General features: G+C 71.3%; 24 protein-coding genes. 12 read left to right on the top strand and 12 right to left on the bottom strand.

Features of this window, described 5'->3' with window-relative positions; genetic code table 11:
• The 4 genes from KDL01_RS08060 to KDL01_RS08075 all read left to right on the top strand — a co-directional run.
• Positions 1-1,572 (top strand): APC family permease (locus tag KDL01_RS08060; protein ID WP_212527737.1); only part of this gene is annotated, 1,572 nt, incomplete at its 5' end.
• The gene (locus tag KDL01_RS08065) at positions 1,569-3,197 is read left to right on the top strand and encodes an amidohydrolase (RefSeq protein WP_212527738.1); all 1,629 of its coding nucleotides are present in this window, start codon (positions 1,569-1,571) and stop codon (positions 3,195-3,197) included. The genes KDL01_RS08060 and KDL01_RS08065, both read left to right, overlap by 4 nt.
• 296 nt (positions 3,198-3,493) lie before the next feature.
• A complete protein-coding gene (locus KDL01_RS08070) occupies positions 3,494-5,305 on the top strand; it encodes an acetolactate synthase large subunit (protein WP_212527739.1) in 1,812 nt (603 codons plus the stop codon).
• A gap of 145 nt (positions 5,306-5,450) precedes the next feature.
• Positions 5,451-8,615, top strand: a complete 3,165-nt coding sequence (locus tag KDL01_RS08075) for an ATP-binding protein (RefSeq protein ID WP_212527740.1) — start codon at positions 5,451-5,453, stop codon at positions 8,613-8,615.
• Here KDL01_RS08075 and KDL01_RS08080 read toward each other — a convergent pair.
• The 3 genes from KDL01_RS08080 to KDL01_RS08090 form a co-directional block, all read right to left on the bottom strand.
• Entirely contained in the window at positions 8,612-9,469 is an 858-nt protein-coding gene (locus tag KDL01_RS08080) for an ABC transporter permease (RefSeq protein WP_212527741.1), read from the bottom strand. The two genes, KDL01_RS08075 and KDL01_RS08080, sit on opposite strands and share 4 nt — an antisense overlap.
• The gene (locus tag KDL01_RS08085; protein WP_212527742.1) at positions 9,469-10,494 is read right to left on the bottom strand and encodes an ATP-binding cassette domain-containing protein; all 1,026 of its coding nucleotides are present in this window, start codon (positions 10,492-10,494) and stop codon (positions 9,469-9,471) included. Before KDL01_RS08085 ends, KDL01_RS08080 begins: the two co-directional genes overlap by 1 nt.
• 149 nt (positions 10,495-10,643) lie before the next feature.
• Positions 10,644-11,618, bottom strand: a complete 975-nt coding sequence (locus KDL01_RS08090; protein WP_368861534.1) for a zinc-dependent alcohol dehydrogenase family protein — start codon at positions 11,616-11,618, stop codon at positions 10,644-10,646.
• Positions 11,619-11,711: 93 nt separating this feature from the next.
• Here KDL01_RS08090 and KDL01_RS08095 point away from each other — a divergent pair, with 93 nt between their 5' ends.
• A complete protein-coding gene (locus KDL01_RS08095) occupies positions 11,712-12,302 on the top strand; it encodes a TetR/AcrR family transcriptional regulator (protein WP_212527743.1) in 591 nt (196 codons plus the stop codon).
• A 78-nt stretch (positions 12,303-12,380) separates the two neighbouring features.
• On the top strand, positions 12,381-13,616 hold the full coding sequence (locus KDL01_RS08100; RefSeq protein ID WP_212527744.1) for an MFS transporter: 1,236 nt from the start codon (positions 12,381-12,383) through the stop codon (positions 13,614-13,616).
• 39 nt (positions 13,617-13,655) lie between these two features.
• Here the strand turns inward: KDL01_RS08100 and KDL01_RS08105 are convergent, their stop codons facing one another.
• Positions 13,656-14,693 carry an aldo/keto reductase gene (locus KDL01_RS08105; protein WP_212527745.1) on the bottom strand — a complete coding sequence of 346 codons (1,038 nt, stop codon included), beginning with the start codon at positions 14,691-14,693 and terminating at the stop codon, positions 13,656-13,658.
• Positions 14,694-14,913: 220 nt separating this feature from the next.
• Here KDL01_RS08105 and KDL01_RS08110 point away from each other — a divergent pair, with 220 nt between their 5' ends.
• On the top strand, positions 14,914-15,525 hold the full coding sequence (locus KDL01_RS08110) for a TetR/AcrR family transcriptional regulator (RefSeq protein ID WP_307846175.1): 612 nt from the start codon (positions 14,914-14,916) through the stop codon (positions 15,523-15,525).
• A gap of 295 nt (positions 15,526-15,820) precedes the next feature.
• Positions 15,821-16,738 (top strand): alpha/beta hydrolase, encoded by a 918-nt coding sequence (locus KDL01_RS08115; protein ID WP_212527747.1) that lies wholly within the window; start codon positions 15,821-15,823, stop codon positions 16,736-16,738.
• A 260-nt stretch (positions 16,739-16,998) separates the two neighbouring features.
• On the opposite strand, the gene KDL01_RS08120 is transcribed toward KDL01_RS08115, so the two are convergent.
• The 6 genes from KDL01_RS08120 to KDL01_RS08145 all read right to left on the bottom strand — a co-directional run bounded on the left by KDL01_RS08120 (position 16,999) and on the right by KDL01_RS08145 (position 21,161).
• Positions 16,999-17,895, bottom strand: a complete 897-nt coding sequence (locus tag KDL01_RS08120; protein WP_212527748.1) for a fumarylacetoacetate hydrolase family protein — start codon at positions 17,893-17,895, stop codon at positions 16,999-17,001.
• Positions 17,896-17,983: 88 nt separating this feature from the next.
• Entirely contained in the window at positions 17,984-18,505 is a 522-nt protein-coding gene (locus tag KDL01_RS08125) for an AAA family ATPase (RefSeq protein WP_212527749.1), read from the bottom strand.
• Between the two features lie 89 nt (positions 18,506-18,594).
• Positions 18,595-19,137, bottom strand: a complete 543-nt coding sequence (locus tag KDL01_RS08130; protein WP_212527750.1) for a DsbA family protein — start codon at positions 19,135-19,137, stop codon at positions 18,595-18,597.
• Complete coding sequence (locus tag KDL01_RS08135; protein ID WP_212527751.1) at positions 19,137-19,622, bottom strand: redoxin domain-containing protein; 486 nt, start codon at positions 19,620-19,622, stop codon at positions 19,137-19,139. The genes KDL01_RS08130 and KDL01_RS08135 overlap by 1 nt, the downstream gene beginning before the upstream one ends.
• 321 nt (positions 19,623-19,943) lie before the next feature.
• Entirely contained in the window at positions 19,944-20,402 is a 459-nt protein-coding gene (locus tag KDL01_RS08140; RefSeq protein ID WP_212527752.1) for an ester cyclase, read from the bottom strand.
• A gap of 117 nt (positions 20,403-20,519) precedes the next feature.
• The gene (locus KDL01_RS08145) at positions 20,520-21,161 is read right to left on the bottom strand and encodes a TetR/AcrR family transcriptional regulator (protein WP_212527753.1); all 642 of its coding nucleotides are present in this window, start codon (positions 21,159-21,161) and stop codon (positions 20,520-20,522) included.
• Between the two features lie 136 nt (positions 21,162-21,297).
• Between KDL01_RS08145 and KDL01_RS08150 the strand changes: the two genes are divergently transcribed.
• Together KDL01_RS08150 and KDL01_RS08155 are read left to right on the top strand one after the other, a co-directional pair.
• Positions 21,298-22,014: a hypothetical protein gene (locus KDL01_RS08150; RefSeq protein WP_212527754.1), complete on the top strand. Its 717-nt coding sequence runs from the start codon at positions 21,298-21,300 to the stop codon at positions 22,012-22,014.
• Positions 22,001-22,693 (top strand): hypothetical protein, encoded by a 693-nt coding sequence (locus KDL01_RS08155; protein ID WP_212527755.1) that lies wholly within the window; start codon positions 22,001-22,003, stop codon positions 22,691-22,693. The genes KDL01_RS08150 and KDL01_RS08155 overlap by 14 nt, the downstream gene beginning before the upstream one ends.
• A 25-nt stretch (positions 22,694-22,718) precedes the next feature.
• Here the strand turns inward: KDL01_RS08155 and KDL01_RS08160 are convergent, their stop codons facing one another.
• Complete coding sequence (locus tag KDL01_RS08160) at positions 22,719-23,384, bottom strand: class I SAM-dependent methyltransferase (protein WP_212527756.1); 666 nt, start codon at positions 23,382-23,384, stop codon at positions 22,719-22,721.
• 153 nt (positions 23,385-23,537) lie between these two features.
• On the opposite strand from KDL01_RS08160, the gene KDL01_RS08165 reads away from it, so the two are divergent.
• A complete protein-coding gene (locus KDL01_RS08165) occupies positions 23,538-24,065 on the top strand; it encodes a DUF6817 domain-containing protein (protein WP_212527757.1) in 528 nt (175 codons plus the stop codon).
• Between the two features lie 15 nt (positions 24,066-24,080).
• On the opposite strand, the gene KDL01_RS08170 is transcribed toward KDL01_RS08165, so the two are convergent.
• Positions 24,081-24,962, bottom strand: coding sequence for a hypothetical protein (locus KDL01_RS08170; protein ID WP_212527758.1), 882 nt, complete (start codon positions 24,960-24,962; stop codon positions 24,081-24,083).
• Positions 24,963-25,240: 278 nt separating this feature from the next.
• Between KDL01_RS08170 and KDL01_RS08175 the strand changes: the two genes are divergently transcribed.
• On the top strand, positions 25,241-25,423 hold the full coding sequence (locus tag KDL01_RS08175) for a hypothetical protein (RefSeq protein WP_212527759.1): 183 nt from the start codon (positions 25,241-25,243) through the stop codon (positions 25,421-25,423).
• The last annotated feature ends 3 nt before the right edge of the window (positions 25,424-25,426 follow it).

Below are 25,426 nucleotides of genomic sequence, written 5' to 3' on the forward strand. Positions count from 1 at the left end.
GGCTCCGGCATCCCCACCCCCCGCGTCGCGGACAAGGGCCTGCGCCGCGGCGCCCTCGGCCTGCTCTCGAGCGTGGTCATCGGGGTCGCCTCGACCGCCCCGGCCTACAGCACCGCCGCCACGCTCGGCCTGGTCATCGCCCTGGTCGGGATCCACGGCCCGGGCGTGCTGATCGCCTCGTTCGTCCCGATGCTGTGCATCGCGTTCGCCTTCCGGGAGTGGAACGCGCTCGATCCCGACTGCGGCACGACCTTCACCTGGACCACCCGCGCGTTCGGCCCGTGGGCCGGGTGGATGGGCGGCTGGGGCATCATCGCCGCCTGCGTGGTGGTCATGTCGAGCGTCTCGCAGATCGCCGCGCAGTACACGTTCCTGCTGTTCGGGGCGGACGGCCTGGCCGGGAACCAGGTCTGGGTGACCGTCGGCGGAGTGGCCTTCATCGCCCTGCTGACCGGCGTGTGCTACCTGGGCATCGAGATCTCCGCGCGCCTGCAGTTCGCGCTGCTGGCGATCGAGCTGTTGACGGTGCTCGCGTTCGCGGTCACCGCCCTGGTCAAGGCGTACACCGGGCACGCGCTGCCCGGCGGCTCGCACGCCTCGCTGTCCTGGTTCGACCCGTTCCACGGCTCGTTCACCTCGGTGTCCGACGCGTTCCTGCTCGCGGTGTTCATCTACTGGGGTTGGGACACCGCGCTGAGCGTCAACGAGGAGACCAAGGACTCCACGCGCACGCCCGGACGCGCCGCGGTGATCGCGACCCTGATCCTGGTCGCCGTGTTCGCGCTGGCCGGCACCGCGGTCCTGGCCTTCGCCGGACCGGGCTTCCTCGCGAACAACAGCGGCGACCTGTTCGGCGCGCTCTCCTCCGCGGTGCTCGGCAGCTGGGCCGGCAAGGTACTGATCATCTCGGTGCTGACCTCGGCCGCCGCCTCCACGCAGACCACGATCATGCCCACCGCCCGGGCCACCCTGGCGATGGCCGCGCACGGCGCGCTGCCGGCCCGCTTCTCGCGCGTCCACCCGAAGCTGCGCACCCCGGGCTTCTCCACCGTCGCGATGGGCGTGGTCTCGGCGCTGCTGTTCGTGCTGCTCTCGGCCGTCTCGACGAACGTGCTGTCCGACTCGGCCTCCGCGGTGGGCCTGCTCATCGCCTTCTACTACGGCATCACCGGCTTCGCCTGCACCTGGCACTTCCGCCGTACGCTGCGCGCCAGCCCCCGCAACCTGTGGCTGCGCGGCATCCTCCCGGCTCTCGGCGCGCTGGTGATGCTCGGCGCCTTCGTCTTCTCGGTCACCTCGTACTGGCCCGCGGACAGCAGCAGCTCGAGCTTCGCGGGCATCGGCGGCATCTTCCTGATCGGCGCGGGCTCGCTGCTGCTCGGCGTGGTGCTGATGCTGCTGTGCCGGCTGCGCCTGCCGGACTTCTTCGCCGGCCGCACCCTCAACGCCGCCACCCCCACCCTCGCCGACGCCGAACTCGACGCGATCGCGGTATCCGCCGCGATCCCCGGCGCCGACACCAGCACCAGCACCAGCACCAGCACCACCGTCAGTTCCAGGAGCACACTGTGACCCAGCACCCCGACCTCATCATCCGCGACGGCGCGATCCGCACCATCGACCCCGCCCACCCGCGCGCCGAGGCGATCGCCGTCACCGGCGAGCGCATCACCGCGGTCGGGACGAACGAGGAGATCACCGCGCTGGCCGGGCCCGGCACCGAGACGATCGGCGTCGGCGGCAGGACCGTCATGCCGGGCGTCGTGGACGCGCACAACCACATCCGTCTCGGCGCCAACACCCGCGCCGTACAGCTCGCCGGGGCCGAGACGCTCGACGAGATCCGGGCCCGCATCGCCGCGCACATCGCGGCGCACCCGGACGCCGACTGGATCGAGGGCGAGGGCTGGAACTACGCCGCGATCCCCGGCGGGACGCCCACCGCCGCGATGATCGACGAGGTCTGCCAGGGCCGGCCGGCCTGGCTGTTCTCCTACGACGTGCACACCGTCTGGCTCAACGGCGCGGGGCTGCGCCGCTGGGGCATCCACGCGCAGGGCGACACCGTCCCGTTCGGGCGCCCCGAGTACGGCCCCGACCGCCGCCCGACCGGATTCGTGCGCGACTTCGCCGTCCTCGGCATCCACCCGATCGGGCAGCGGGCGCTGGAGGCCGTGCTGCCCGGCTACGGCAAGGACGCCCAGTACGAGCGCGTGGTGGAGAACCTGCGCGCCGCGGCCCGGTTCGGCATCACCACGATCGTGGAGCCGCAGAACGGGATCGGGGACATCGCGCTGTTCCAGCGCGCCAGGGAGGAGGGCGAGCTGCGCTCCCGGCTGGTCGCCGCGCTCATGTTCTCCCCCGAATCAGACCCCGATGACCTGGACCGGTTCACCGAGGCCAAGCGCGCCTTCGACGACGACCGGCTGCGGGTGGGCCCGGTGAAGCTGTACATCGACGACGTGGTCGAGCCGCACACCGCCGCGCTGCTCGCCCCGTACCACAACCACCCCGGGCACGGGGAGACGTTCTGGGCGCCGAGCGAGTTCGCCGACCTGCTGCTGCGCCTGGAACGCAGGGGGCTGCAGGCCTTCACGCACGCCACCGGGGACCGCGGTATCCGGACCGTGCTCGACGCGGTCGCGCACGCGCGCGAGGTCCACGGCCCGCGCGACGCGCGCCACCAGATCGTGCACGTCGAGTGCCTGCATCCGGACGACATCGGGCGCTTCGCCGAACTCGGCGTGGTCGCGTGCATGCAGCCCCGGCACGCCGGTCCGGACCTGGTCGCCGAGTGGCGCGAGAACATCGGCCCGGAGCGCGAGCGGCTCGCCTGGGCGATGCGCAGCCTGGCCGACGCCGGCGCGGTGCTGGCCTTCTCCAGCGACTGGAACGTGGGCGAGATGGACCCGATGGTCGGCATCTACTCCGCGCTCACCCGCGCCGACCTGACCGGGCAGCACGCGTGGAACGTGGCCGAGACGCTGGACCTGGACCGGACCCTGCGCGCCTACACCGCGGGCAGCGCCCACTCGATCTTCGCCGAGGGCGATCGCGGAACCCTGACACCCGGCCGCTACGCGGACGTCATCACCCTGTCGAACGACCTCGACGAGACCGAGCCGCTCGGCATCCTCGAGACCTCGGTCGAGCTCACCGTCACCGGCGGCGAGATCGTGCACCGCACCCGGCTGTGACGTGAGTACCACCCGGCCGCCGGATCGAGCCAGGTCCGGCGGCCGGGATAGATCCGGCCGGATGGTGAGACGGCCGGCCCATCGGCTTGACTTCGGCCGCGCGCCCACGGGATCGTTCGGGTGTGCGTACGCAGCTTCTCGTACTCTGCGAGCGCGTCGGCTGACCGCGGTCCACCGGACTGCGTGACCATCGAAAGCCGACGCGCTACCCCTCGTTTGCCCTAGGGCACGAGGGGTTTTTTGTTGCCCTGATCCGTGCGGGAAGCCTCCTTCTCCAAGGTTCTCTAAGGAAGATCATGAATCAGTACACTGGTACCCCACCCGGGACGGAGACGATGACCGGGGCACACGCGCTGGTCCGGGCCCTGGAGGCGTTGGGCGCGGACACGGTGTTCGGCATCCCCGGGAGCTCGATCCTGCCCGCCTACGATCCCCTCATGGACTCGGCCGAGGTCCGCCACATCCTGGTCCGGCACGAGCAGGGCGCCGGCCACGCGGCCACCGGGTACGCCCAGGCGACCGGCCGGGTCGGCGTCTGCATGGCCACATCGGGGCTGGGCGCGACGAACCTGGTCACCCCGATCGCCGACGCGTACATGGACTCGGTGCCGATCGTCGCCATCACCGGGCAGGTCTCGTCCCACGCGCTCGGCAGGGACTCGTTCCAGGAGGCCGACATCCGCGGGATGACGATGTCGATCACCAAGCACAGCTACCTGGTCACCGACGCGGCCGACATCGCCCGCACGATCGCAGAGGCCTTCCACATCGCGAGCACCGGGCGCCCCGGCCCGGTGCTCGTCGACATCTGCAAGGACGCCCTGCAGGCCGAGACGGTGTTCCGCTGGCCGGTGGAGCTGCGGCTGCCCGGCTACCGTCCGGCGACCGCGCCGCACGCCAAGCCGATCCACGAGGCCGCCCGGCTGCTGGCCGCGGCGAAGCGGCCGGTCCTGTACGTGGGCGGCGGGGTGATCAAGGCCCGTGCGTCCGCCGAACTGCGTGTGCTGGCCGAGCTGACCGGCGCTCCGGTGGTGACCACGCTGATGGCGCGCGGCGCGTTCCCCGACAGCCACGAGCAGCACCTGGGGATGCCCGGCATGCACGGCTCGGTCACCGCGGTGGCGGCGATGCAGAAGGCTGATCTGCTGCTCGCGCTCGGCGCCCGTTTCGACGACCGGGTCACCGGCCGGGCCGACTCCTTCGCCCCCGAGGCCACGGTGATCCACGCCGACATCGACCCGGCCGAGATCGGCAAGAACCGATCCGTGGCAGTGCCGATCGTCGGCGACGTCCGTGAGATCATCAGTGCGCTGATCCATGCGGTGCGGCGCGAGCGGGAGTCGGCCGAGGACGGCCGGGCCTTCGACCACGCCGACTGGTGGGAACTGCTCGACACCCTGCGCAAGACCTACCCGCTGGGCTGCGACGCCCCCGCCGGGATGCTGACGCCGCAGCAGGTCATCGAGCGGATCGGACGCAGGGCCGGACCCGACGCGATCTACGCGGCCGGAGTGGGCCAGCACCAGATGTGGGCCTCGCAGTTCATCGGCTTCGAGAAGCCGGGCACCTGGCTCAACTCCGGCGGCGCCGGCACGATGGGCTACGCGGTGCCCGCGGCCATGGGTGCGAAGGCCGGGCGGCCGCACGCGGTGGTCTGGGCGATCGACGGCGACGGCTGCTTCCAGATGACCAACCGGGAGCTGGCCACCTGCGCCCTGAACGGGCTCCCGATCAAGGTCGCGATCATCAACAACGGCTCGCTGGGCATGGTCCGCCAGCTGCAGAGCCTGTTCTACAACGAGCGCTACTCGCACACCGCGCTGCACTCCGGCCCGGGTGCGCGCACCGGGCCCGTCGCCGGCACCCGGGTCCCCGACTTCGTGCGGCTGGCCGACGCCATGGGCTGCGTCGGGCTGCGCTGCGAGCGGCCCGAGGACCTCGACGCCGTGATCGACCGGGCGATGGCGATCAACGACCGCCCGGTCGTGATCGACTTCATCGTCCACGAGGACACCATGGTGTGGCCGACGGTCGCGGCCGGCGCGAGCAACGACGAGATCATGGCCGCGCGCGGCATCCGCCCGGACTTCGGCGACCTGTCCGACTGACCCGAACACCGACGAGCCGACCCACCGACGAACCCCTGATCGCACCGAGGCCATCAGCCTCCTGGTACCAGCAGGTCATTCCGGCGCCGCTCACCGGCGAGACTGGAATGACCTTTCTTCTTTCCCCCGCTCCTAGACTGTAGCCGTGAGCATCGCGTTGACCCTGCTGGAGGACGTGCGCTGGCGGGGAACCCCTGTGGTGGGCGAGCGCCCGCAGGCGCTGCTGGCCGCCCTCGCGGCGCACGACTGCCGCCCGGTGGGGTCGGCGGAGCTGATCGCGCTCGTCTGGGGCGACGAGGTGCCGAGCAACGGCGTGAAGAGCCTCCAGGTGCTGGTCTCGCGGGCGCGCAGCGCGTGCGGGGCGGACGCGATCGTGCGGGACCCGGTCGGCTACCGGCTGGGTGCGGCGCCGGACGAGGTGGACAGCGTCCGGCTGGCCGGACTGGCCCGGACGGCGGCGTCCGCGCTCGACGGGGACGCGGCACGGGCCGCCGCGCTGGCACGCGAGGCGCTGGCGCTGGCCGAGGGCCTGACCCGGGTGGCGGACGAGGAGGACGGGCCGCTCGCGCAGGTGCGCCGGGGCGCGGCAGCGGACGCGGCGTCCGCACGGGTGATCTTGGCGCGCGCTTCCAGCCGGACCGGGGCGCACGCGGACGCGCTGCCGGAGCTCGAACTGGCCCACGCCGCGTCCCCGCATGACGAGTCGCTGCTGGCAGACCTGCTGGCCAGCGAGGCGGCCGTGCGCGGCCCTGCCGTGGCACTCGAACGTTACGAACGTTACCGCCGGGAGTTGCGTGACCGGCTCGGCGCGGATCCCGGTGAGCCGCTGCGGCGCGCGCACCGCGGTCTGCTGGCGCAGGACCGCCCGGTGCGCCGCGGGGTGCGCTACGAGGCGACGGAGCTGATCGGCCGGGACGAGGATCTGGACCGGCTGCGTGCCCTGCTGGCCGGCTCGCGGGTGGTGTCCGTCGTCGGCACGGGCGGGCTCGGCAAGACGCGGCTGGCGCACGTGCTCGCCCGGGAGGCGACGCAGCCGATCGTGCACTTCGTCGAACTGGCCGGCATCACGGCCGCCGAGGACGTCGCGGTGGAGGTCGGTTCCGTGCTCGGCGTCCGCGACTCGGTGAGTGGTCGCAGGACTCTGACGCCGCAGCAGCGGGCCGACGTCAGGGCCCGTATCGCGCAGCGGCTCGGGCAGGCGCCGGGGCTGCTGGTGCTGGACAACTGCGAGCACCTGATCGAGGCGGCGGCCGAACTCGTGGTCTTCCTGGTCGCCGCGACGCCCGACCTGCGCGTGCTCACCACCAGCCGGGCGCCGCTGGCGATCGCCGGCGAGCGCGTCTACCCGCTCGGCGAACTCGGCGCGGCCGACGCGGCCGAGCTCTTCCGCGAGCGGGCCATGGCGGCCCGGCCGGACGCGCGGCTGGACGAGCGGGTCCTGGCGCGCATCGTCGACCGGCTCGACGGACTGCCGCTGGCGATCGAGCTCGCCGCGGCCAAGGTCAGGGTCATGGCGGCGGAGGAGATCGACCGGCGGCTCGCGGACCGGTTCGCGCTGCTGCGCGGCGGCGACCGGAGCGCACCGGACCGACACCAGGCGCTGCTCACGGTCATCGAGTGGTCGTGGAACCTGCTCGAACCTGACGAACAACGTGCTCTGCGACGCCTGGCGCCGTTCCACGACGGGTTCACGCTGGAGGCCGCGGAGGCCGTGCTCGGAGCCGGCGCCATCGACGCGGTGCGCGGCCTGGTCGACCAGTCCCTGCTGAACGTGCGCGAGACGCCGGCCGGGGTGCGCTACCGGATGCTCGAGACCGTGCGCGAGTTCGGCCAGATCCAGCTGACTCACGCCGACGAGCAGGTTGCGGCACGCGCCGACGTACGCCGATGGGCCGTCACCTACGCGACCGCACAGTGGCTGCACTTCACCGGTGAGAGCCAGTTCGCCGCGGTCGACGCGCTGGACGCCGAGGAGACCAACCTCGCCGACGAGCTGCGCGGCGCGATCGCGGACGGCGACCGCGCCGCGCTCGTACAGCTGCTCGCGGCCCTCGGCATGCTCTGGACCATGCGCGGCGAGCACCTGCGGCTGCTCGTCCTGGCCGAGGCGGTCTCCGACGCGCTGCGCGACTGGGTGCCGGAGCCGGAGTTCGAGGACGCCGCCCGCGCCGCCGTGGCCATCACCATCAACAATGCCCTGATGATCTCCGGCGACCGCAACGCGTCGCTGCTGGCCCTGTTGCGCCGGCTCGGCCCCGACGACGGCACCTCCGTCTACCTCTCCGGCCTGGTCCGGGTGCTGCTGGCCTACGGCCCGGCCGACGCGCCCGGATTCCCCGGCCGGCTCGCCGAACTCGCCGAGGACCCGGACCGGCACACGGCCGCGGCCGCCAGCCTCTGGCTCAGCCACCAGCGCGAGAACGAGGGCGATCCGATCGGCGCCCGCGTGGCCGCCCAGCGCGTGCTCGACCTGTCCCGGAGCGTCGACGGCCCGTGGCAGCGGGCGATGCCGCACTCCCTGCTGGCCCAGCTGGCCATGCAGATCGGCGATCGGGCCGCCGCACTGGCCCACGCCGAGGCCGCGCTGCCGGTGATGCAGCGGCTCGGCGCCCTCGACGACGAGATGCAGCTGCGCGCGCTGCTCGTGCTCGGCGCCGTCGCCGACGGCCGGCTGGCGGACGCGGAAGAGGATCTCGACCGGATCGAGAGCGTGCACGAGAGCGCGGTGCCGTTCGGCGCGACCGCGTTCCGGTACATCTGCCGGGCCGAACTGCTGCTCGCCTCCGGCGATCCCGCAGGCGGCCTGCGCCTCTACCGCGAATGCGCGGCCCGGCTGCGCGAGATCGAGCTGCCCGGCGTGATCAGGACGGGAACGGAACCGTGGAGCGCGTTCGGCGACGGGCTGACCCTGGCCGCGTACGCCTGGTACGCCACCGACGCCGACGTGGCGCAGGGACATGAGCTGTTCGCCGCCTGCCGGACCAGCGCACTCAAGGTACTGACATCGGATAACGCGCGCCTCGACTTCCCGGCCGTGGGCCTGCTGCTGTTCGCACTCGGCGCCTGGGGCCTGTTGCACGACGCCGCACCGACGCAGGAGGCCGTGCGGCTGCTCGCCCTCGCCGACCGGTTCGCCTACAGCCGGATGGTGCCGACGATGCAGTGGGAGCGGATCACGCCCCGGGCCGAGAAGGCGCTGCCGGGCCGGCTGAGCGAACTGCGGGCCGAATACGCCGACTGCCACGCCCCGGACCTGTTGACGCAGGCCTGGAACGTGGCGGAACGGCTGCCCGTAGGCGAGCGGGGCTAGAGCTGCTTGCGGTAGCTGCGCACTGAGAGCGGCGCGAAGACGAGGATCACGCCGAGGCAGGCCAGCAGCGTCCAGCCCGCCTCGGCGCTCACCACGCCCTGGTTGGCCAGGTCGCGGGTCGCCGAGACCAGGTGCGAGACCGGGTTCACCTTCACGAAGGCGGCGAGCCAGCCCGGCAGGGTGCTGACGGGCACGAAGGCGTTGGACAGGAAAGTCAGCGGGAACAGGATCAGCATCGACATGCCCTGCACCGACTTCGCGCTCTTCGCGATCGTGCCGACCCAGGTGAAGATCCAGGCGAGCGACCAGCCGGTCAGCACCGCCAGCAGGACCGCGCCGAGCACGCCGAAGACGCCTCCGCCGGGCCGGTAGCCGATGATCAGGCCCGTCACGAAGGTCAGCCCGGCCGCGATCACGTAGCGCACCAGGTCCGCGATCATCGGACCGGCCAGCGGGGCGATCCGGGCCATCGGCAGCGCCTTGAACCGGTCGAACACGCCCTTCTCCATGTCCTCGCGCAGCTGCACACCCGTGGCCATGCACGTGGTCAGCACGGTCTGCGCGACGATGCCCGGGATGAGCAGCGGCAGGTAGCTGTGCACGTCGCCGGAGACCGCGCCGCCGAAGAGGTAGGCGAACATCGCGGTGAACAGCAGCGGCTGGACCGTGACGTCCATGAACTGCTCGAGGTTGCGCCGCATCTTCTTCAGCGCGCGCCAGGCCATGATCAGCGTCTGGCTCAGGGTCTCGCCCACGCTGATGTGCGCGCGGGTGGCGGCCACCGCGGCGGCCGGATCCACCGGCCGCAGCGCGAAGTTCGGCGCGGGCGTCACGTCCGCGGTCAGAGTGCTCATCAGACCTCCAGCTTGGTCTTGGTGGTGGTGTCCAGCTTGGTCTTGGTGGTGGCGGCGTTGTCGTCTGTGGCTTCGTGCTCTGATTCGGCTCCGTGGCCGGTGATCGCGAGGAAGACCTCGTCGAGGGTCGGCTGCGCCACGCTGACCGAGATGATCGACACCCCGGCCTGGCGAAAGGCGATCAGCACGTCGGCGGCCCGGTCCGCGGTCTCCAGCGGCACGTTCATCCGCCCCGACTCCGGGGTGAGCACCGGCTCGGTGCCCGCGACCCGCCGCACGACCTGCCGCGCGACCTCCACGTCGGCGCCCGGGGCCAGCCGCAGCTGGAGGGTCGAGTCGCCCACCGAGGCCTTGAGCTCCTCCGGCGTGCCCTCGGCGACCTTGCGGCCCCGGTCGATCACCGCGATCCGGTCGGCGAGCTGGTCCGCCTCGTCCAGGTACTGGGTGGTGAGCAGCACCGTGCAGCCCTCGGCGACCAGGCCGCGGATGGTGTCCCACATCTGGCCGCGGGTGCGCGGGTCGAGGCCGGTGGTGGGCTCGTCCAGGAAGATCAGCGGCGGCCGGGTGATCAGGCTCGCGGCCAGGTCGAGCCGGCGGCGCATACCTCCGGAGAACTGCGAGATCGGCCGGTCCGCGGCCTCCTCGAGGCCGAACTGCTCGAGCAGCCGGCGCGCCGAGGCCCGCGCGTCGCCCGAGCGCAGGCCCTGCAGCCGGCCGAACATCCACAGGTTCTCGGTGGCCGTCAGGTCCTCGTCGACCGAGGCGAACTGCCCGGTGATGCCGATCAACTGGCGCACCCGGTGCGCTTCGCGAGCGACGTCCACCCCGAACACCCGCGCCCGCCCGGCATCGATCGGCAGCAGCGTGGCGAGCATCCGCAGCGCGGTGGTCTTGCCCGCCCCGTTCGGGCCGAGCACCCCGAAGACCTCGCCCTGCCGTACCTCCAGGTCGATCCCGTCGACCGCGCGGAATCGGCCGAACTCCTTCACCAGACCAGTTGCCTCAACGGCGGCGGTGGTTGTCATCTCATCGTGCTCCCTCACAGCGAAAGTGGACTGATGAGGAAGCTATGCGGCCGTGGATTCACCACGGCTACACCGCGGTATCACGCGGATTCGCCGCGAAACCTGCTGGTCAGCGAGCTGGATGGTCTTCGGGGTGTCGATTTCTTCGGCTACGGGATCAGGACGATCCTGCCGAAGACCTCACCGGCGTCCATCTTGTGGTGTGCCAACGCGGCCTGCTCCAGCGGCAGCAGTTCGTGCACGACGGAGTACAGCTCGCCGCTCGCGGCCTTCGCGAACTGTTCCGCGCGTACGGCGAGTCGATCCGACCCGGCCACGGTGTCCGAGCTGAAGGTGGCGAACGACATCGACCTCTGAAACGCCGCCATCAGCTTCATGCCGAAGTCCGCCGGCGGCGGCCCTGCGACGATGCCGACGGCCACCATCCGGCCGTTCGGCTTGAGCCGATCGAAGAACGTGGGCATGTGTGCACCGGCGACCACGTCGATGATGACGTCGTACTCGGCGGGAACGCCCGCTTCCGCTTCCGCGTGCGCCTGGCCGAGGCGGTCCAGCACGTGGGTCGCGCCGAGTTCGCGCAGTCGCTCGCCGCGCTCGGCCGACGAGGTCGTGACCGCCACCACGTCCGCGCCGCCACGGGCTGCGAGCTGGACCGCCATGATCCCGATGCTGCCGGCCGCGCCGCGCACCAGTACCGACTCGCCCGGAGCGAAACGGGCGTGGGCCAGACCGAAGTGGGCCACCACGCCGGAGCTGCCGAGCGTCACGGCGTCGACGGGCGAGAGGACCTCCGGGAGCGGGGCTGTCTCCCCCACCGGCGCGATCGCCTGCTCGACGTAGCCGCCGCTCACCCCGGTCGCCGCCCACACGCGCCGGCCGATCCACGACGCGTCCACGCCGTCGCCGACCGCGGTCACGGTGCCCGCCACCTCGCCGCCGGGGATGTGCCCCTCCTTGAAGCCGTAGGCGGCCAGGGCGCCGCTGCGGATCACCACGTCGACGCCGCCGACGCCGATCGCCTCGGTGGCGATCAGCACCTGACCTGCGGCCGGAACCGGGGTGGGCAGGTCGATCACCGCCAGACCGTCGGGGCTTCCGAACGCCTTGATCGCGACCGCCTTCATCATCGTCTCCTTATTCACGGGGGATCCGTCCACGGCTTCGGGACACCTCGGACGCTAACGGACGCCCCCGTCCGTTTGGCTAAAGTGAGAGTCATGACCGGCCGTTTGCCTCACACCCTGCGCGCCGACGCCCTGGACAACCGGGAACGCATCCTCGACGCGGCCCGCGCAGTCTTCGCCGCCGAGGGCCTCGGCGTGCCGATGCGGGAGATCGCGCGGCGTGCCGGAGTCGGCCCCGCGACGCTCTACCGCCACTTCCCGACCAAGGAGACGCTGGCGGTCGAGGCCTTCCGGGACCAGATGCGCGGGTGCCACGCCATCGTCGAGGAAGGGCTGGCCGACCCGGATCCGTGGCACGGGTTCTGTCTGGTGTTCGAGAAGATCTGCGAGCTGCACGCCCGCGACCGGGGCTTCACCGCGGCCTTCCTCTCGGCGTTCCCGCAGGCCATGGACTTCGCGGCCGACCGCGCGCAGACGCTGGCCGCGGTCGCCGACCTCGCCCGCCGGGCCAAGGACGCGGGACGGCTGCGCCGCGACTTCGTCCTGGACGACCTGATCCTCATGCTCAGCGCGCACGGCGGCATCGAGGCGAACTCGCCGGCCACCCGCCTCAAGGCCTCCCGGCGCTTCGCCGCGCTCGCGATCCAGGCGTTCCAGGCCCCGTCCCCGAGTCACGCGCCGTGACGTGATCGGCCCGGGTACCGCCCCGGTCCGGTCCGGCCGAAAATAGCTCCTTAATGGAGCTAACTATAGACTGGGGCCGTGCGCATCGTCTCCTCCCTCCGCCACCGCAATGCCCGGCTGTACTTCTTCGGGCAGCTCGTCTCCGTGATGGGCACCTGGATGCAGACGGTGGCCCAGTCCTTCCTCGTCCTCGACCTGACCCACAGCGGGACGGTGCTCGGCCTGGCGACCGCGGCCAGGTTCGTGCCGATCCTGCTGTTCGGCCCGGCCGGCGGGCTGTTCGCGGACCGGCGCGACAAGCGGCGCATCCTCTACGTCACGCAGGCGCTGTCCGGACTGCTGGCCGCGGCCCTCGCGATCCTGACCGGCACGCACACCATCCGGATCTGGTCGGTCGTGCTACTGGCCGTGGCCCTCGGATTCGTCAACGTCTTCGACAACCCGGCCCGGCAGAGCTTCATCACGGAGATGGTCCCGGCCGAGGACCTGGCGAACGCGGTGACCCTCAACTCGGTGGCGATGAACCTGGCCCGGGTCTTCGGCGCGGCGCTCGGCGGGATCCTGGTGGCCGGGCTGGGCCTGGCCATGTGCTTCGCCTTCAACGCCGTCTCGTTCGCCGCGGTGCTGGTCTCGCTGGCGGCGATGAACTCCGCCGCGCTGTATCCGTCGCGGCCGGTCAAGGCGCGCAAGGGACAGATCAGGGCCGGGCTGACGTACGTGCGCGGGACGCCCGAGCTGCTCGTGCCGCTGCTGATGGTCGGCCTGGTCGGCATGCTCGCCTGGGAGTTCCCGGTGACGCTGCCCCTGATGGCGAGCCGGATATTCCACGGCGGCGCCGGCACCTACGGCCTGATGACCTCGGTGATGGGGGCCGGGGCCGTCGTGGGCGGGCTCGTGTCCGCCGCCAGGACGAAGCTGCGGGCGCGGGCGCTGTGCGTGGCGGCGATCGGCTGGGGCATCGCGATCACGGTCGCCGCGATCGCCCCGTCCCTGTGGTCCGAACTCGTCGTCCTCGTGTTCGTCGGCTACGGCAGCATCACGTTCAACTCCTACGCCAAGACGACGCTCCAGCTCGCCGCCCTGCCGGAGATGCGCGGCCGAGTGATGGCGCTGTGGGCGCTGGCGTGGCAGGGTTCGACGCCGATAGGCGGCCCGCTCGTCGGCTGGATAGCCCAGGCCGCCGACCCGCGATGGGCCCTGGTCGCGGGCGGCGTGCCGACCCTGCTGTGCGGCATCCTGGCGCTGCCGACCCTCACCCGCATTGACCGCAAGGCCGCCGCGGCGACCCTCACGCTCGAGCGCGCCGCGGCCTGAGATTCTCCCAGCCTCCTGCGACGTTCCGCAGCCTCGACCTCAACGGCGGCGGTTGGCGACGTCCAGCGCGTCCGTGCCGATCTCCCACATGTTGTCCGCGATGTCGACGGTGACACCCGGGGGCACGATCGCGTCGATGCGGTCGAGCACGTCCGTGGTCAGTTCGATCCCGTCGGCGGCGAGATAGCCCTCGAGGTGTTCCATGGTGCGCGGGCCGATGATCGTCGAGGTGACCGCGGGGTGGCGCACGGCGAAGGCGACGGCCATCTGCACGAGCGTCAGCCCGGCTTCGTCGGCGAGCGCGCCGAGCGCGTCGGCGGCGTCCAGCTTGGCCGCGTTCGCGGGGGCTGCGGCATTGAAGCGATCCGGGCCGCGACGCAAGCGCGCTGCCGAGCCCGGCCCGCTGACCTCGCGGCCCTTGCGGTACTTGCCCGAGAGCCAGCCGCCGGCCAGCGGACTGTAGGCCATCACCCCCATGCCGTGCCGTTGGCAGGTGGACAGCAGGTCGTACTCGATCGCCCGGGTCAGCAGCGAGTAAGGGGGCTGCTCGGTGCGGAAACGGCCGTGGCCGCGGCGATCCGCGGTCCACTGCGCCTCGACGATCTGCGATGCGGGGACCTTGGACGCGCCGAACGACCTGATCTTGCCGGCCCGCACCAGGTCGGTCAGGGCACCGAGAGTCTCGTCGAGGTCGGTGCGCGGGTCGGGGACGCCGACCTGGTAGAGGTCGATCCAGTCGGTCCGCAGCCTGCGCAGCGAGCCCTCGACCCCCTCGACGATCCAGCGCCGGGACGCCCCGCGGTGGTTGGGGTCCTGGTCGAAGGGCGGCCCGAACTTGACCGCGAGCACGACGTTCTCGCGCCGTCCGCCGGCCAGCGCCGCGCCGAGGATCTGCTCCGACTCCCCGTGCGAGTACCCGTCGGCGGTGTCGATGAAGTTGATCCCGGCGTCCAGCGCCCGATGGATGATCCGGACCGCGTCGTCGTGATCGGAGTTGCCGAACGCGCCGAACATCATCGCGCCCAGACACATCTGGCTGACCGAGACGCCGGTGCGTCCCAGGGGTCGGTATTCCATGGCTGATCCTCCTCGAAGAGATCCGCCGCCCGGCCGGCGACGCTGCGGCCCAGGAGGTGTGGTGGGCGCGAGAGACGTCGGGAGCGGCGACTGCCGTGTGCTGCCGGCCTGGCCATACGGCCTCGGGTCCGGCATCATGGAAAGCGGAACCGTGTTCCGCTATCAACGATACGGAACAAGGTTCCGCTTAGCAAGGCGACTTGACGGAGGACGTTGCACCGTGACCGAGATCGACGGCGGCCCGGCGACGGCGCCGCGGAAGCGGGCGGACGCCCGGCGCAACGAGCAGACCCTGCTGGAGGCGGCGGCCGCGGCGTTCGTGGCTTCCGGCATCGACGCCCCGGTGCGCGACATCGCCACCCGGGCGGGCGTCGGCGTCGCCACGATCTACCGGCACTTCCCGACCCGGGCCGATCTCGTCGTCGCCGTCTACCGGCACCAGGTCGAGGCCTGCGCCGAGGCCGGGCCGGCCCTGCTGGCGGAACACGACTCGCCGTACGCCGCGCTGACCCGCTGGATCGACCTGTTCGTCGACTTCCTGGTCACCAAGCACGGCCTGGCCGAGGCACTGCGGTCGAACGCCGCCGAGTTCGCCACCCTGCACGCCTACTTCCTGGACCGCCTCGTCCCCGTCTGCGCCGAGATACTCGCCGCCGCCGGCCGGGACGGCGAGATCCGCACCGATATCAGGGCCCTGGAACTCATGCGCGGCGTCGGCAGCCTCTGCGTCGGCGCGAACCAGAGCCCTGACTACGATGCCCGACGTCTGGTCGCACTCCTGCTCGCCGGACTGCGCCTCAACCCTTCGGACACAGCTCCGACACTCGCCTGACCGTGGCCTGACCGTGGCCTGGCCGCGCAGCGACCTGCCTCAGGCGGAGGATCGAGGAGCGACGGTCCTGCGCGTTGGCGACGCGTACGCACTGGACCGCTGCGGCCGGCCAGCCGGGCGCTGACCACGTCGTAGAGCTGGGCATCGACGTGAACCAGGTCGGCGAAGACGGGGGTGACGTGGCTCACAAAACCTCACTTAGATTCCTGGGAATCATCTTCCGTGGAATCCGGTTGGGCAGGGATAGATGGACTCCAAGGAATCCATCCCACATCCCGACCGATGGAGGCCCGACATGTCCCAGCAGCAGCGTGACGCCCTCGACGCCCTGCTCCGCTCCGCCCCGCGTGCGCAGACGCGGCCCGCTCCCGAGCAGCAGCGCACCGGCTTCGCCGCGATCATGACCCGTCCCGCACCCGAGGGCGTGGCCACCCGCGAGACCGTCCTGGGCGGCCGTCCGGCCCTGGAGTTCAAGCCGGTGGCCGTGGCCACACCTCGCGGCCACCTGCTCTACCTGCACGGCGGCGGCTACGTCATCGGCTCACCGGAAACCCATACCGCCCTGACCGGCGAACTCGCGCGCCGGTCAGGCCTGCTCGCGACGTCCGTGGACTACCGACTCGCACCCGAACACCCCTTCCCCGCGGCCGTAGACGACGGACTCGCCGCCTACCGCGAGCTGCTGGCGGCCGGGACCGATCCGCAGGCCATCGTCATGGCCGGTGACTCCGCCGGCGCAGGCCTGAGCCTCGCCACCCTGCTCGCGGCCCGGGACGCGGGCCTGCCCCAACCGGCCGCCGTGGTCCTCTTCTCCCCCTGGGTCGACCTCACCCTCGACGGTGCGAGCATGCGCACCAAGCAGGACGCCGACCCCATCTTCATCGAAGACGACCTCCGCACCTTCGCAGACTTCTACGTCGCCGCAGGCGACCGAGCCCAGCCCCTGGCCAGCCCCCTGTTCGCCGACCTCACCGGGCTCCCCCCGCTGCTCATCCAAGTCGGCGCGAACGAACTGCTCCTCGACGACGCGGTCCGCCTGGCCGGCCGCGCCGGCGCCGACAACGTCGAGGTCACCCTCGAGATCGGCCCCGGCCTGCCCCACGTCTTCCAGCACCACTACGGCAACCTCGACGAAGCCGGCGCCGCGCTGGACCGCGCCGCCCACTTCCTCAACGCCCACCTGTCGAGCGCTCGCGCGGAGTTAGTGCACTGATCTAGGAATCAGCTGATCCCACCGATGCGCCAACCGAGGGGCGCCCCGTGAAGACGCAGACAATGACGATTGCCTTCTTATTCACGGGGTTGCCCATGGGCCGTATCTTCACACCATCGTCGGGGCCGCGACGCCTGCCACGCACGCTCGCGGCGTTGCCGGACCGCTTACAGACGACCGAGTATGCGCACGGCCCGGCGCCTTGCGAGGGCACGCGTCAGACGCCGCGGCCTGATCCGACGCTGGTCTGAAGACCCGGCCTAGCGGTGGTCCACCGACACGGCCCCGACCTCGACCATCTCATTCGTCAGCGTGCCCACCTGGTCGATGGCCACCGTGACCACATCGCCCGGCAGCAGCCCCTCACCCAGCGGCGGGACGATGCCGGTACCGGTGGACAGCACCGCTCCATCGGGGTACTCATCCCCCCGGAACAGCCACTGCGCCAGCTCCGTATACGTCCGCTTCATCGCCGAGGTACGGGCCTGCCCTGCGAACGCCACCGCGCCGGCTCGACGGATCTCCATCGTCACGGCCAGGTCCTCGGGCTCTGCGATGGTCCACCACGGGACGATGCCCGGCGAGAGTACGCAGCTGCCGGTGTAGAGCTTGGCCTGCGGCAGGTAGATCGGATTCTGTGCCTCGATCCCACGCGCGGTCACGTCGTTGCACACCAGCGCCCCGACGATTTCGGCGTGCCGATTGAGCACGAGCGCCAGCTCCGGCTCGGCCACCGAGTCATCGCAGTCCCGGCGGATCCCCGCGGGCTGTCCGTCCGTCACCACCCGCCAGGCCGGCGCCTTGAAGAACAGCTCAGGACGCTCCGCCTCGTACACGTCCTGATAGACCAGTTGGTGCCGAGACTCCTCGACCCGGGCCGAGCGCGACCGCAGATAGGTCACGCCCGCTCCCCACACCTCGGTCCGCCCGTCGATCGGCGCCAGCAACGCCACGTCCGACAACAGCCGACCGCTACCGGTGCCGCCACCACCACCGCCACCGGCGGCCTCCTCGACCAGCCGTCGCATCTCAGACAACGGATACTGCAGCAGCGTGGCCATGTCGGGCACCGGCAGCCGGTGCACGACGTCGCCGTCGAGCAGCCCGACCTGCGCCTGACCTGCGCCGGCATCCTCGACGTAGCGGACAAGATTCACGATGATCCCCAGCCCTCGGTCCTCGGTACAGACACCGTATCGCCTGTACCACTGCCGCCCCGCGGGTAGACGCCTGAGGGACTGGAACTCAACGCGCGACGGCCTGCGCGATCTGCGCGGCGGCCTGGGCGGGGGTGAGGTGTGTGGTGTCGATGACCTCTGCTTCGCGGTGGAGCCAGGTGCGGGCGGCCTCCGCGTAGGGCTCGAGGTACTGGAGACGGAACTCGGAGGGACCCATGATTCCGTCCCCTGCGATGCGGCCGCGGAGGGTGTCGTGGTCGGCGTGCAGGACGAAGTGCCGCACCGGAATGGCATGGTGGGCGAGACCCGCGCTGATCTCGCGCCAGTACGCCTCGACCAGCACCGTCATCGGCATCACCAGCGTGCCGCCGGTGTAGTCGAGCACACGGCGCGCGGTCTCGACGACGAGCGGACGCCACGGATCCCAGTGCTGGAAGTTGTCCGTGTCCGGCAGCCCCGGCTTGATGTCCATGAGCGTCTCGCCGACCTTCTCGGCGTCGAGGACACGCGAATCCGGAATCAGTTGCTGCACAAGTCTGCTGGTCGTGGTCTTCCCCGCGCCGTGGGTGCCGTTGAGCCATACGATCATGGCACCGCAATCTACCGCCGTCCACGCTCCCACGCTTGGCTCCGGTGGCGCCGCGGTGATGTCCGCTGCCCCCTCCTCCCCCGCCGCTGCTACTGCGACGCCTCGGGCGCCACGGAGTCCAGGTAGCTGCTGAACGTCTGCAGATCCCAGGACTGGTCGTAGCGCTGCCCGTTGACGAAGAACGTCGGGGTGCCGTTGGCGCCCGAGCGCAACGCACTTTCCAGGTCCGCCTCGACGCGCTTGCGGGTGGCACCCTGGACGAGGGCCTGTTCGACGGCCTCGGCGTCCGCGCCCGCCTGCCGCGCGTAGTCGAGCAGGGCGTCGTCCTGCAGGTTCTGCTGGTTCTCGTACAGCAGGTCGTGCATCGGCCAGAACCGGTCTTGCAGCGCGGCCGCCTCGGCGGCTTCGGCGGCGTGCTGGGCGTGCGGGTGCATGTCGGCCAGCGGCAGGTTGCGGAAGACGAACCGCAGCCTCAGGCCGAACCGGTTGATCAGCTCCTTGGTGACCGGGTAGGCCTGGCCGCAGTACGGACATTCGTAGTCTCCGTACTCCACCACGGTGATCGGCGCGTCGTCCGGACCGATCACGTGGTCCGCCGGGCCGACCGGCACGGTGAGCGTTCCCTGCGCCATCACAAAGCCTCCACTGCTCGCAGGGCGCCGTCGACCCCCGGGTTGACATCGACCGGGGAGACGTAGCTCCAGGCGATGGCGCCGGATCGATCGACGACGAACAAAGCCCGCTCGGTCGTCCCGTCCTCGAACCGGTAGACGCCGTAGTCGCGGGCGACCTGGCCCTTGGGATGGAAGTCGGCCAGCAGGGGGAACCCGAATCCCCGGTCCGCCCCGAACGCGGTGTGCGACCACGCGCTGTCGACCGAGATCCCGAGCAGCTTCGCGTCACCCCGGTCGAACAGGCCCGAGGCAGCCTGGAACATCGACAGCTCGTCCCCGCACACCGGACTCCAGTCGCCCGGATAGAAGATCAGGACCGCGGTCGAACCGAGCTCCGAGAGCGTCACGTTCTGGTCGGGGGCCGAGGCGAGCGTGAAATCCGGAGCCCGCGCGCCGGCCGACAGCGGACTGCTCGGTTCTGGCCGCTGGTTCCTGGTGGTCACAAGCCCTACCTCTCGACAGAACGGCGTGGTGTGAGCCAGGCCCGGCTGCTCTGGGACGACCTTGAGCTGGCTGCTCTGGGACGACCCTAAGAGCGTCCTGGTCATGCCGCATGTTCGGATCGGCGGCGGCTGACCGCCATCCGGCTCATCCTGGCCCCAGGTCAGCGAGCTCATGCCGCGCATCCGGACATTCGGACATCCACGCATCCACGCATCCGGGCATCCACGCATCCGGGCGCCCGCGCGCCCGGCGCGCCCGGGGCAGCCGGCACTGATCACCGAGCGGCTGCGGCGGGCGCCGGGCCCGGGTCGGTCCCGCGCCTACGCCGGGGTGGACGCCACGGCGGAGGCGAAGTCAGGGGCCACGCCCAGTTGGGTGAGCATGACGCTGAGGCCGACGTAGCAGTTGAACTCCTTGATCTTGCCGTCTTCGATGTACCAGAAGTCCGCGGTCGGGATGTCGAGCTTGGCGCCGGTCGGCGCGACGATGCCGGCGGGGGTGGGGAACGGTCCGGTGAAGGTGCCGCGGATGGAGAGTTCGACGGTGACGACGTCGCCGACGACGTGCACCCGGTGTAGTTCGCGGTGCACGTCGGGGGCGAGCGCGCCCATGAAGGCGACCAGGTCGCCGAGGTGCTCGCCGCGGTAGCTCTCGCCGGCGACGACGTTGTTGAAGACGCCGTCCTCGGCGAACAGGTCCTTGAAGCCCTCGATGTCCAGGACGCTGCCCTCGGCCGCGTGGTACGCCGCCCGGACCACGGCCTCTGCGTCGGTGCTCATGGCTCTCCCCTTCCAAGCTTCCAGCCTTGCGGAAATAAAATCGAACGCTTGATTTAATTGAAGCCCACGGGATGCCGCCTTGTCAAGCGGTCGTTTGAATATCTTGTCCGGCGGGTGTTAGCGCAGGTCAGCTGGGGAAGAGTAGCCGTGGAAGGCACCGGCGACGACGGGGGTGAGCAGGGGCTCGATCTGCTCGACGGGGGTGGAGGCCAGTTCGGCGCCGATGGGGGCCAGGGCGAGCCAGTTGAGCAGGCCGGCGGCGCAGCGGGTCCGGAAGGCCAGCTCTTCTTGCTCGACTCCGGGCAGGTTCGCCGCCAGCACCTTGACGGCGTCCTCCCGGCTGCGCGCGAACTTGCTGCTCAGCCGCTCCCACCCCTCGGGCGGATCGATCCCGACCCGCGCCACGGTCCGCATCACGGCCAGGTCGCGCCCCCCGGCCGCGAGCGCGTGCACCATCGGGCGGGCGAAGGCCGCGGCCACCTGCTCGAGCGTCGAGGTCGGCTCGAGGGAGCCGAGTGCCTGGATCTGGGCGTCGAGGTACTGCTCCAGCGCGTGCTCGATCGCCGCGTCGCACAGTCCCTTGAGCGATCCGAAGTGGTAGCTCACGGCGGAGACGTTGGCTCCGGCGTTGGCCGTGATCTCACGGAGCGTCAGGCCTTCCGGGCCGCGTTCCGCCAGCTGGTCCAAGGCGGCCGCGATCAGACTGTCCCGGGTCCGCCGACCGGCCTCACGACGTCCGTCCGCCCGTTCCGTCTGCATGGGAGGAACTCAAACAGACGCTTGACTTCAGTGTCAAGCGCCGAGCGAGGGCCGCGAGCGGGGTCGAGCGGGTGGTCGGGGCCGCGCGCGAGCACGAAGGCCGCGCCGACCGAGCTGATATGTCAGGATGCGAAGTATGGGATTCTTCGACGCATTTCCGGTGCCGGAGCCGCCCGAGCCGCCCCGGCGGGCTCCGGCGCGCGCCTGGCGTGACCCGGGACGCAACGTCATGCCGGTGACGCTCGTGGTGGACGGGCTGTTGGTGCGCAGGCCCGAATTCGCGGTGTTCCTCAACGACTTCCGGGTGTACCGGTCCGGGTTCGCATTCGCGGTCAATGTCCTGCGAAAGCCGCGGCGGCCGGGCGAGGACCATGACCGGCGGACCGAGAGTCCGTTCGATCATCCCCGCAGGGTCTTGGGAAGCGAGGCGAAAGTCCGACGGGATCTGCAGTTCGGGGTGCGGTTCGCCGATGGACGGGGCGCCGCGATCGGGCCCGGGCTGGTTCCGCCGCACGCGCGGGGCTCGCGGCCCGAGCCGCCCCTGATCAGCATGCGCGGCGGACACGGGGGCAACGGGTATTGGCAGCAGGCGCTCTGGGTCTGGGGGCTGCCCGAGGAGGGAGACGTCGATCTCGTCTACTCGTGGGCGGCCGAGGACGTCGCTGAGGCGCGGCTCTCCCTGGATGGTGATGCGTTGCGTGAGGGGGCCGGACGGGCTGCGGTGCTCTGGGAGGAGACCGAGGAACTGGAGGAACAGCTCGACGAACCCGAGGAGCCCGAAGGGCGACAGGAGTCGAAAGTCCGGCAGACGACGGCACAGCAGGCGAAGGAGGACGGGGATGCGGCGCGTTGAGCGGGTGCAGCGGCCCAGAAGGCTGGAAGCGGGCAGCGGGGTCAGTACGGCCGTCGCCTACGCCGGGCCGCGGCCCACGTGGGTGTCGGAGAACGAACGCGCCGTTCCGGTGGACATCCCGCTGGACAGGGTGCTGATCGACACGGCCGACCTCGTCGCGTTCGTCGCGGCGGTGCACGTCTATCCCTCGGGGTTCCTCTTCACGCTCAGCAGCCAGTTGCGACCGACCGCGTCCGCCGAGGCCGAGGAGGCCTTCGCGCAGGAGTTCTCGTTCGGCGGGCGCCACCACGTTCCCGCGGCGCAGGCGGAGCGCTCGCTGCGGGTCGGCGTGCGGTTCGCCGACGGCCGCGGCGCTGCGCTGAACCCGAACTTCCGCTGGCTGGGGCATTTCGATGCGGATCAGGCCGCGCTGCCGCTGGTGCGCACGGGCCGTACGTCCAGCGACACCGCGATGGCCGACTGCGAGATCTGGGTGGTGGGGCTGCCCGCAGAGGGGGATGTGGAGTTGTTCTATCGCTGGCTGACGCTCGGTGTGCCGGAGGCGTCGATCGCGATCGACGGCGACGCGCTGCGCTCGGCCGCGGCTCGCGCGGTGGTGCTCTGGGACGAGCCGGCGGCCGAGAAGCCGCAGCCGCCGGAGACTCCGGAGAACCCGGGAACGCCGGAGCCCCCGGCCTGAAACGACGGCCGGTGGCCGCGAGGGGTTATCGCTCGGTGTCGGCCGGGGGGCGGGCGAGGCCGGCGAGCAGGGTGTCTCCGACCGGGGAGACCTCGGCCGACCAGCCGAGGGCGGTGAGGCTGTCGCGGATGTCTTGTTCGTCGCGGAAGACCTTCACCACGCGGTACTCCCGGCCGTCCTCGAGGCGACGGGACACGCTGGGCACCGAGGCGTCGGCCAGTACCTGTTCGCTCGCGGCCTCGCCTCGGCCGGTGTCGAAGAACACGACGGCGCCGCCGGGGGCGACCGCCTGCGCGACCGTGTCCCAGAACGCGGCGAACCTGGCCGGCGGCACGTGGGAGAGCCAGAAGCCGAAGAACACCGTGTCGTAGCGGCGCTCCGGCCGCCAGGCGAACAGATCGGCCTCGGTGAAGGAGACCGCGTCGTGCGGCACCCGCTCGCGGGCCAGCGCCAGCGCCTCCGGGGAGGCGTCGAGCGCGGTGACCGAGCGGGCGCGCTCGGCCAGCCGTGCGGTCCACGCCCCGGTGCCACAGGCGAGCTCCAGCACGTCGCCGTGGATCGGCATCCGCTCGAGCACGGGGAGCAGCTCCCGCCAGTCGTCACGCTGTTCGTAGAGCAGGTCGTACTCCCCGGCGCGGGCCTGGTAGTAGGCGATCTGCTCCTGAATCAATCCCTCGTCTGTGCCGTCCATGCAGGTCAGCCTAGCCGCTGCGGCACGAGGCGGGTGAACCGGCCTGGGTCCGCGGCCGCCGGCAACGTCGGCAACGTCGGCAGCATTGGCAACGCACCCGCGACGCAGAATGATGAGATCTTGAGGACGGTAAGCGGTGAGGGTGAGGGTGCGATGACGGTGACGGCGGTGGAGTTGCTGGAGGCCGCGGGGGCGGCGCGGATCGAGCATCCGGGCGGCACGCTGCTGGACCACCTGAAGCGGGTCGAGGCCGTGCTCGATACCTGGGGCGCGCGACCGGCATTGGCTTCGGCCGGGCTGTGCCACGCCTTCTACGGCACCGACGGCTTCCCCACCTCGCTGCTGGAGCTGGAGCATCGGGCCGCATTGGCGGAGGCGATCGGGGCCGAAGTCGAGGACCTGGTCTACTTCTATGCCTCCTGCGACCGCAAGGCCAGCTATCGGGGGCTGGCCGAGCAGGACGGGCTCTTCCGCGACCGGTTCACCGGAGCCGAGTTCCCGCCCACCGCGCAGCAGCGCCGGGACTTCGCCGAACTGACCGCCGCCAACGAGCTGGATCTGGCCGCCGTCAACCCCGATATCCGTGCCCGGTACGGGTCGGGCCTGCGCACGCTGTTCGGTCGCTGGCGGCCGCTGCTGTCCGCACCGGCCTGGGCCCACTGCCGTGACGTGCTGGGCTGAATCGGGCCGAGGAACTCAGCCTCCTGCATTACGGTCGGCGGTCAGGAAGGTTCCCGCGCTGAGCGCGGCGGTGCCGGTGCACGGGGCGTCGGTCGGCGCGGCCCAGGCCCGCGTCACGGCCGAGTCCGAGGTGCCGGCCGAGCCGCCGCCGACCCAGGAGGCCTGGATCCAGCGGTAGCTCACGTAGATGCAGCCGCCTGCGGGCTGGGGCACCGCGAGTGCGGCGTCGGGCCGGTGCTGAACGGCGTCCGTGCCGGTGGCGAAGTCCGCGGCGGTGACGTCGGCGAGGCCGGGCGGAGCGGGCGGCGCGATGGCGCCGGCGGGGGTGCTGAACTCGAACAGGTGCACGGCCGCGGCCAGCGTCGTCGGGACGGTCTTCGTCGTGATCGTCGAGTCGTAGCGCGCCGCGGCGATCTGCACGCTGATCTGCCGCGTGGCCGTCGCCTGCGCGAGCCCGGTCGTGAGCGAGGACGGGCAGGTGACCTGCGACTCGGTGCCGCTGTAGCCGTAGTACCCGACGGTGTAGGTGAAACAGCCGATGCCCGAGGGCTTCATGTCCGTCTCGCCCTGCATGCTGTCGCGGACGCTGCCGCCGCCGAGGACGACGGACAGGGTGAGTTTCTGCGAGGACCCCGCGGCTCCGGACAGGCTCGCGTCCGTGACGTAGCCGCCGCCGTAGTTCGTGATGACCGCCATGACGTCGCCCTGGGTCTGCGGCCCGGACGCGGAGGAGTTCGAGAGCATCGTCGCCACGTATCCGGCTCGCGCCAGGGTGTTCTGGTCCGGAGTGCCGCTGACCATCATCGGAGCGCAGCCGCTGACCGACGCGGCGATCAGCCCCACGGTGGCGGCGGCGGCGAGTACGGCCGGACCTGTGGCGAGTCGTCCGAGTATCACGAGTCCCCCTTCGACGTACGGGGCCCGGTGTCCTCGCGATCACCGGGAGCCCGCAGCAAGTATCCAGGATCACGGGGGTCGCGCCGCGCCGCGCCCGGCCCGGCGGCGGATCCGGGGGGACGGGCCGGGCCGCCGGCGAGAACGTGAAAGCCCTGGGAGGAGCCGGTGGAGAGCGTGACAGATGCCTGAATCAGCTCTAGTCTGGGATCGGGATTCGGGGTACCGGTCCTTCAAGGCCGCGATCGGCCGGGAATCGCCATTCCTCCGGGGAGAACATGATGAATGAGCAGAATTCCGATGAATTCAGGATCGAGCGGGACCTCGTGCGCGACGCGCGGGATCTGCCGCTCTCACGTCTGGCGGACTGCGAGTACGACGCCGCGCGCACGACCGTGGTGGATCGGCTGATCCGCACCGAGGCCGCCCGCGTGGCCGTCTCGGCGTTCAGCTCGTCGATCTGATCG

The organism is Actinospica durhamensis (assembly GCF_018139695.1).
Lineage (GTDB): Bacteria > Actinomycetota > Actinomycetes > Streptomycetales > Catenulisporaceae > Actinospica > Actinospica durhamensis.

Bases quoted from the DNA above. Each gene is read 5' to 3' on its own strand.
- KDL01_RS08140 (WP_212527752.1), bottom strand. From the start codon at position 20,402: ATGAGCACCGACGCAGAGGCCGTGGTCCGGGCGGCGTACCACGCGGCC.
- KDL01_RS08080 (WP_212527741.1), bottom strand. From the start codon at position 9,469: ATGAGCACTCTGACCGCGGACGTGACGCCCGCGCCGAACTTCGCGCTG.
- KDL01_RS08175 (WP_212527759.1), top strand. From the start codon at position 25,241: ATGAATGAGCAGAATTCCGATGAATTCAGGATCGAGCGGGACCTCGTG.
- KDL01_RS08145 (WP_212527753.1), bottom strand. From the start codon at position 21,161: ATGCAGACGGAACGGGCGGACGGACGTCGTGAGGCCGGTCGGCGGACC.
- KDL01_RS08160 (WP_212527756.1), bottom strand. From the start codon at position 23,384: ATGGACGGCACAGACGAGGGATTGATTCAGGAGCAGATCGCCTACTAC.
- KDL01_RS08070 (WP_212527739.1), top strand. From the start codon at position 3,494: ATGAATCAGTACACTGGTACCCCACCCGGGACGGAGACGATGACCGGG.
- KDL01_RS08085 (WP_212527742.1), bottom strand. From the start codon at position 10,494: ATGACAACCACCGCCGCCGTTGAGGCAACTGGTCTGGTGAAGGAGTTC.
- KDL01_RS08155 (WP_212527755.1), top strand. From the start codon at position 22,001: ATGCGGCGCGTTGAGCGGGTGCAGCGGCCCAGAAGGCTGGAAGCGGGC.
- KDL01_RS08105 (WP_212527745.1), bottom strand. From the start codon at position 14,693: ATGGAATACCGACCCCTGGGACGCACCGGCGTCTCGGTCAGCCAGATG.
- KDL01_RS08115 (WP_212527747.1), top strand. From the start codon at position 15,821: ATGTCCCAGCAGCAGCGTGACGCCCTCGACGCCCTGCTCCGCTCCGCC.
- KDL01_RS08130 (WP_212527750.1), bottom strand. From the start codon at position 19,137: ATGGCGCAGGGAACGCTCACCGTGCCGGTCGGCCCGGCGGACCACGTG.
- KDL01_RS08150 (WP_212527754.1), top strand. From the start codon at position 21,298: ATGGGATTCTTCGACGCATTTCCGGTGCCGGAGCCGCCCGAGCCGCCC.
- KDL01_RS08095 (WP_212527743.1), top strand. From the start codon at position 11,712: ATGACCGGCCGTTTGCCTCACACCCTGCGCGCCGACGCCCTGGACAAC.
- KDL01_RS08125 (WP_212527749.1), bottom strand. From the start codon at position 18,505: ATGATCGTATGGCTCAACGGCACCCACGGCGCGGGGAAGACCACGACC.
- KDL01_RS08090 (WP_368861534.1), bottom strand. From the start codon at position 11,618: ATGAAGGCGGTCGCGATCAAGGCGTTCGGAAGCCCCGACGGTCTGGCG.
- KDL01_RS08165 (WP_212527757.1), top strand. From the start codon at position 23,538: ATGACGGTGACGGCGGTGGAGTTGCTGGAGGCCGCGGGGGCGGCGCGG.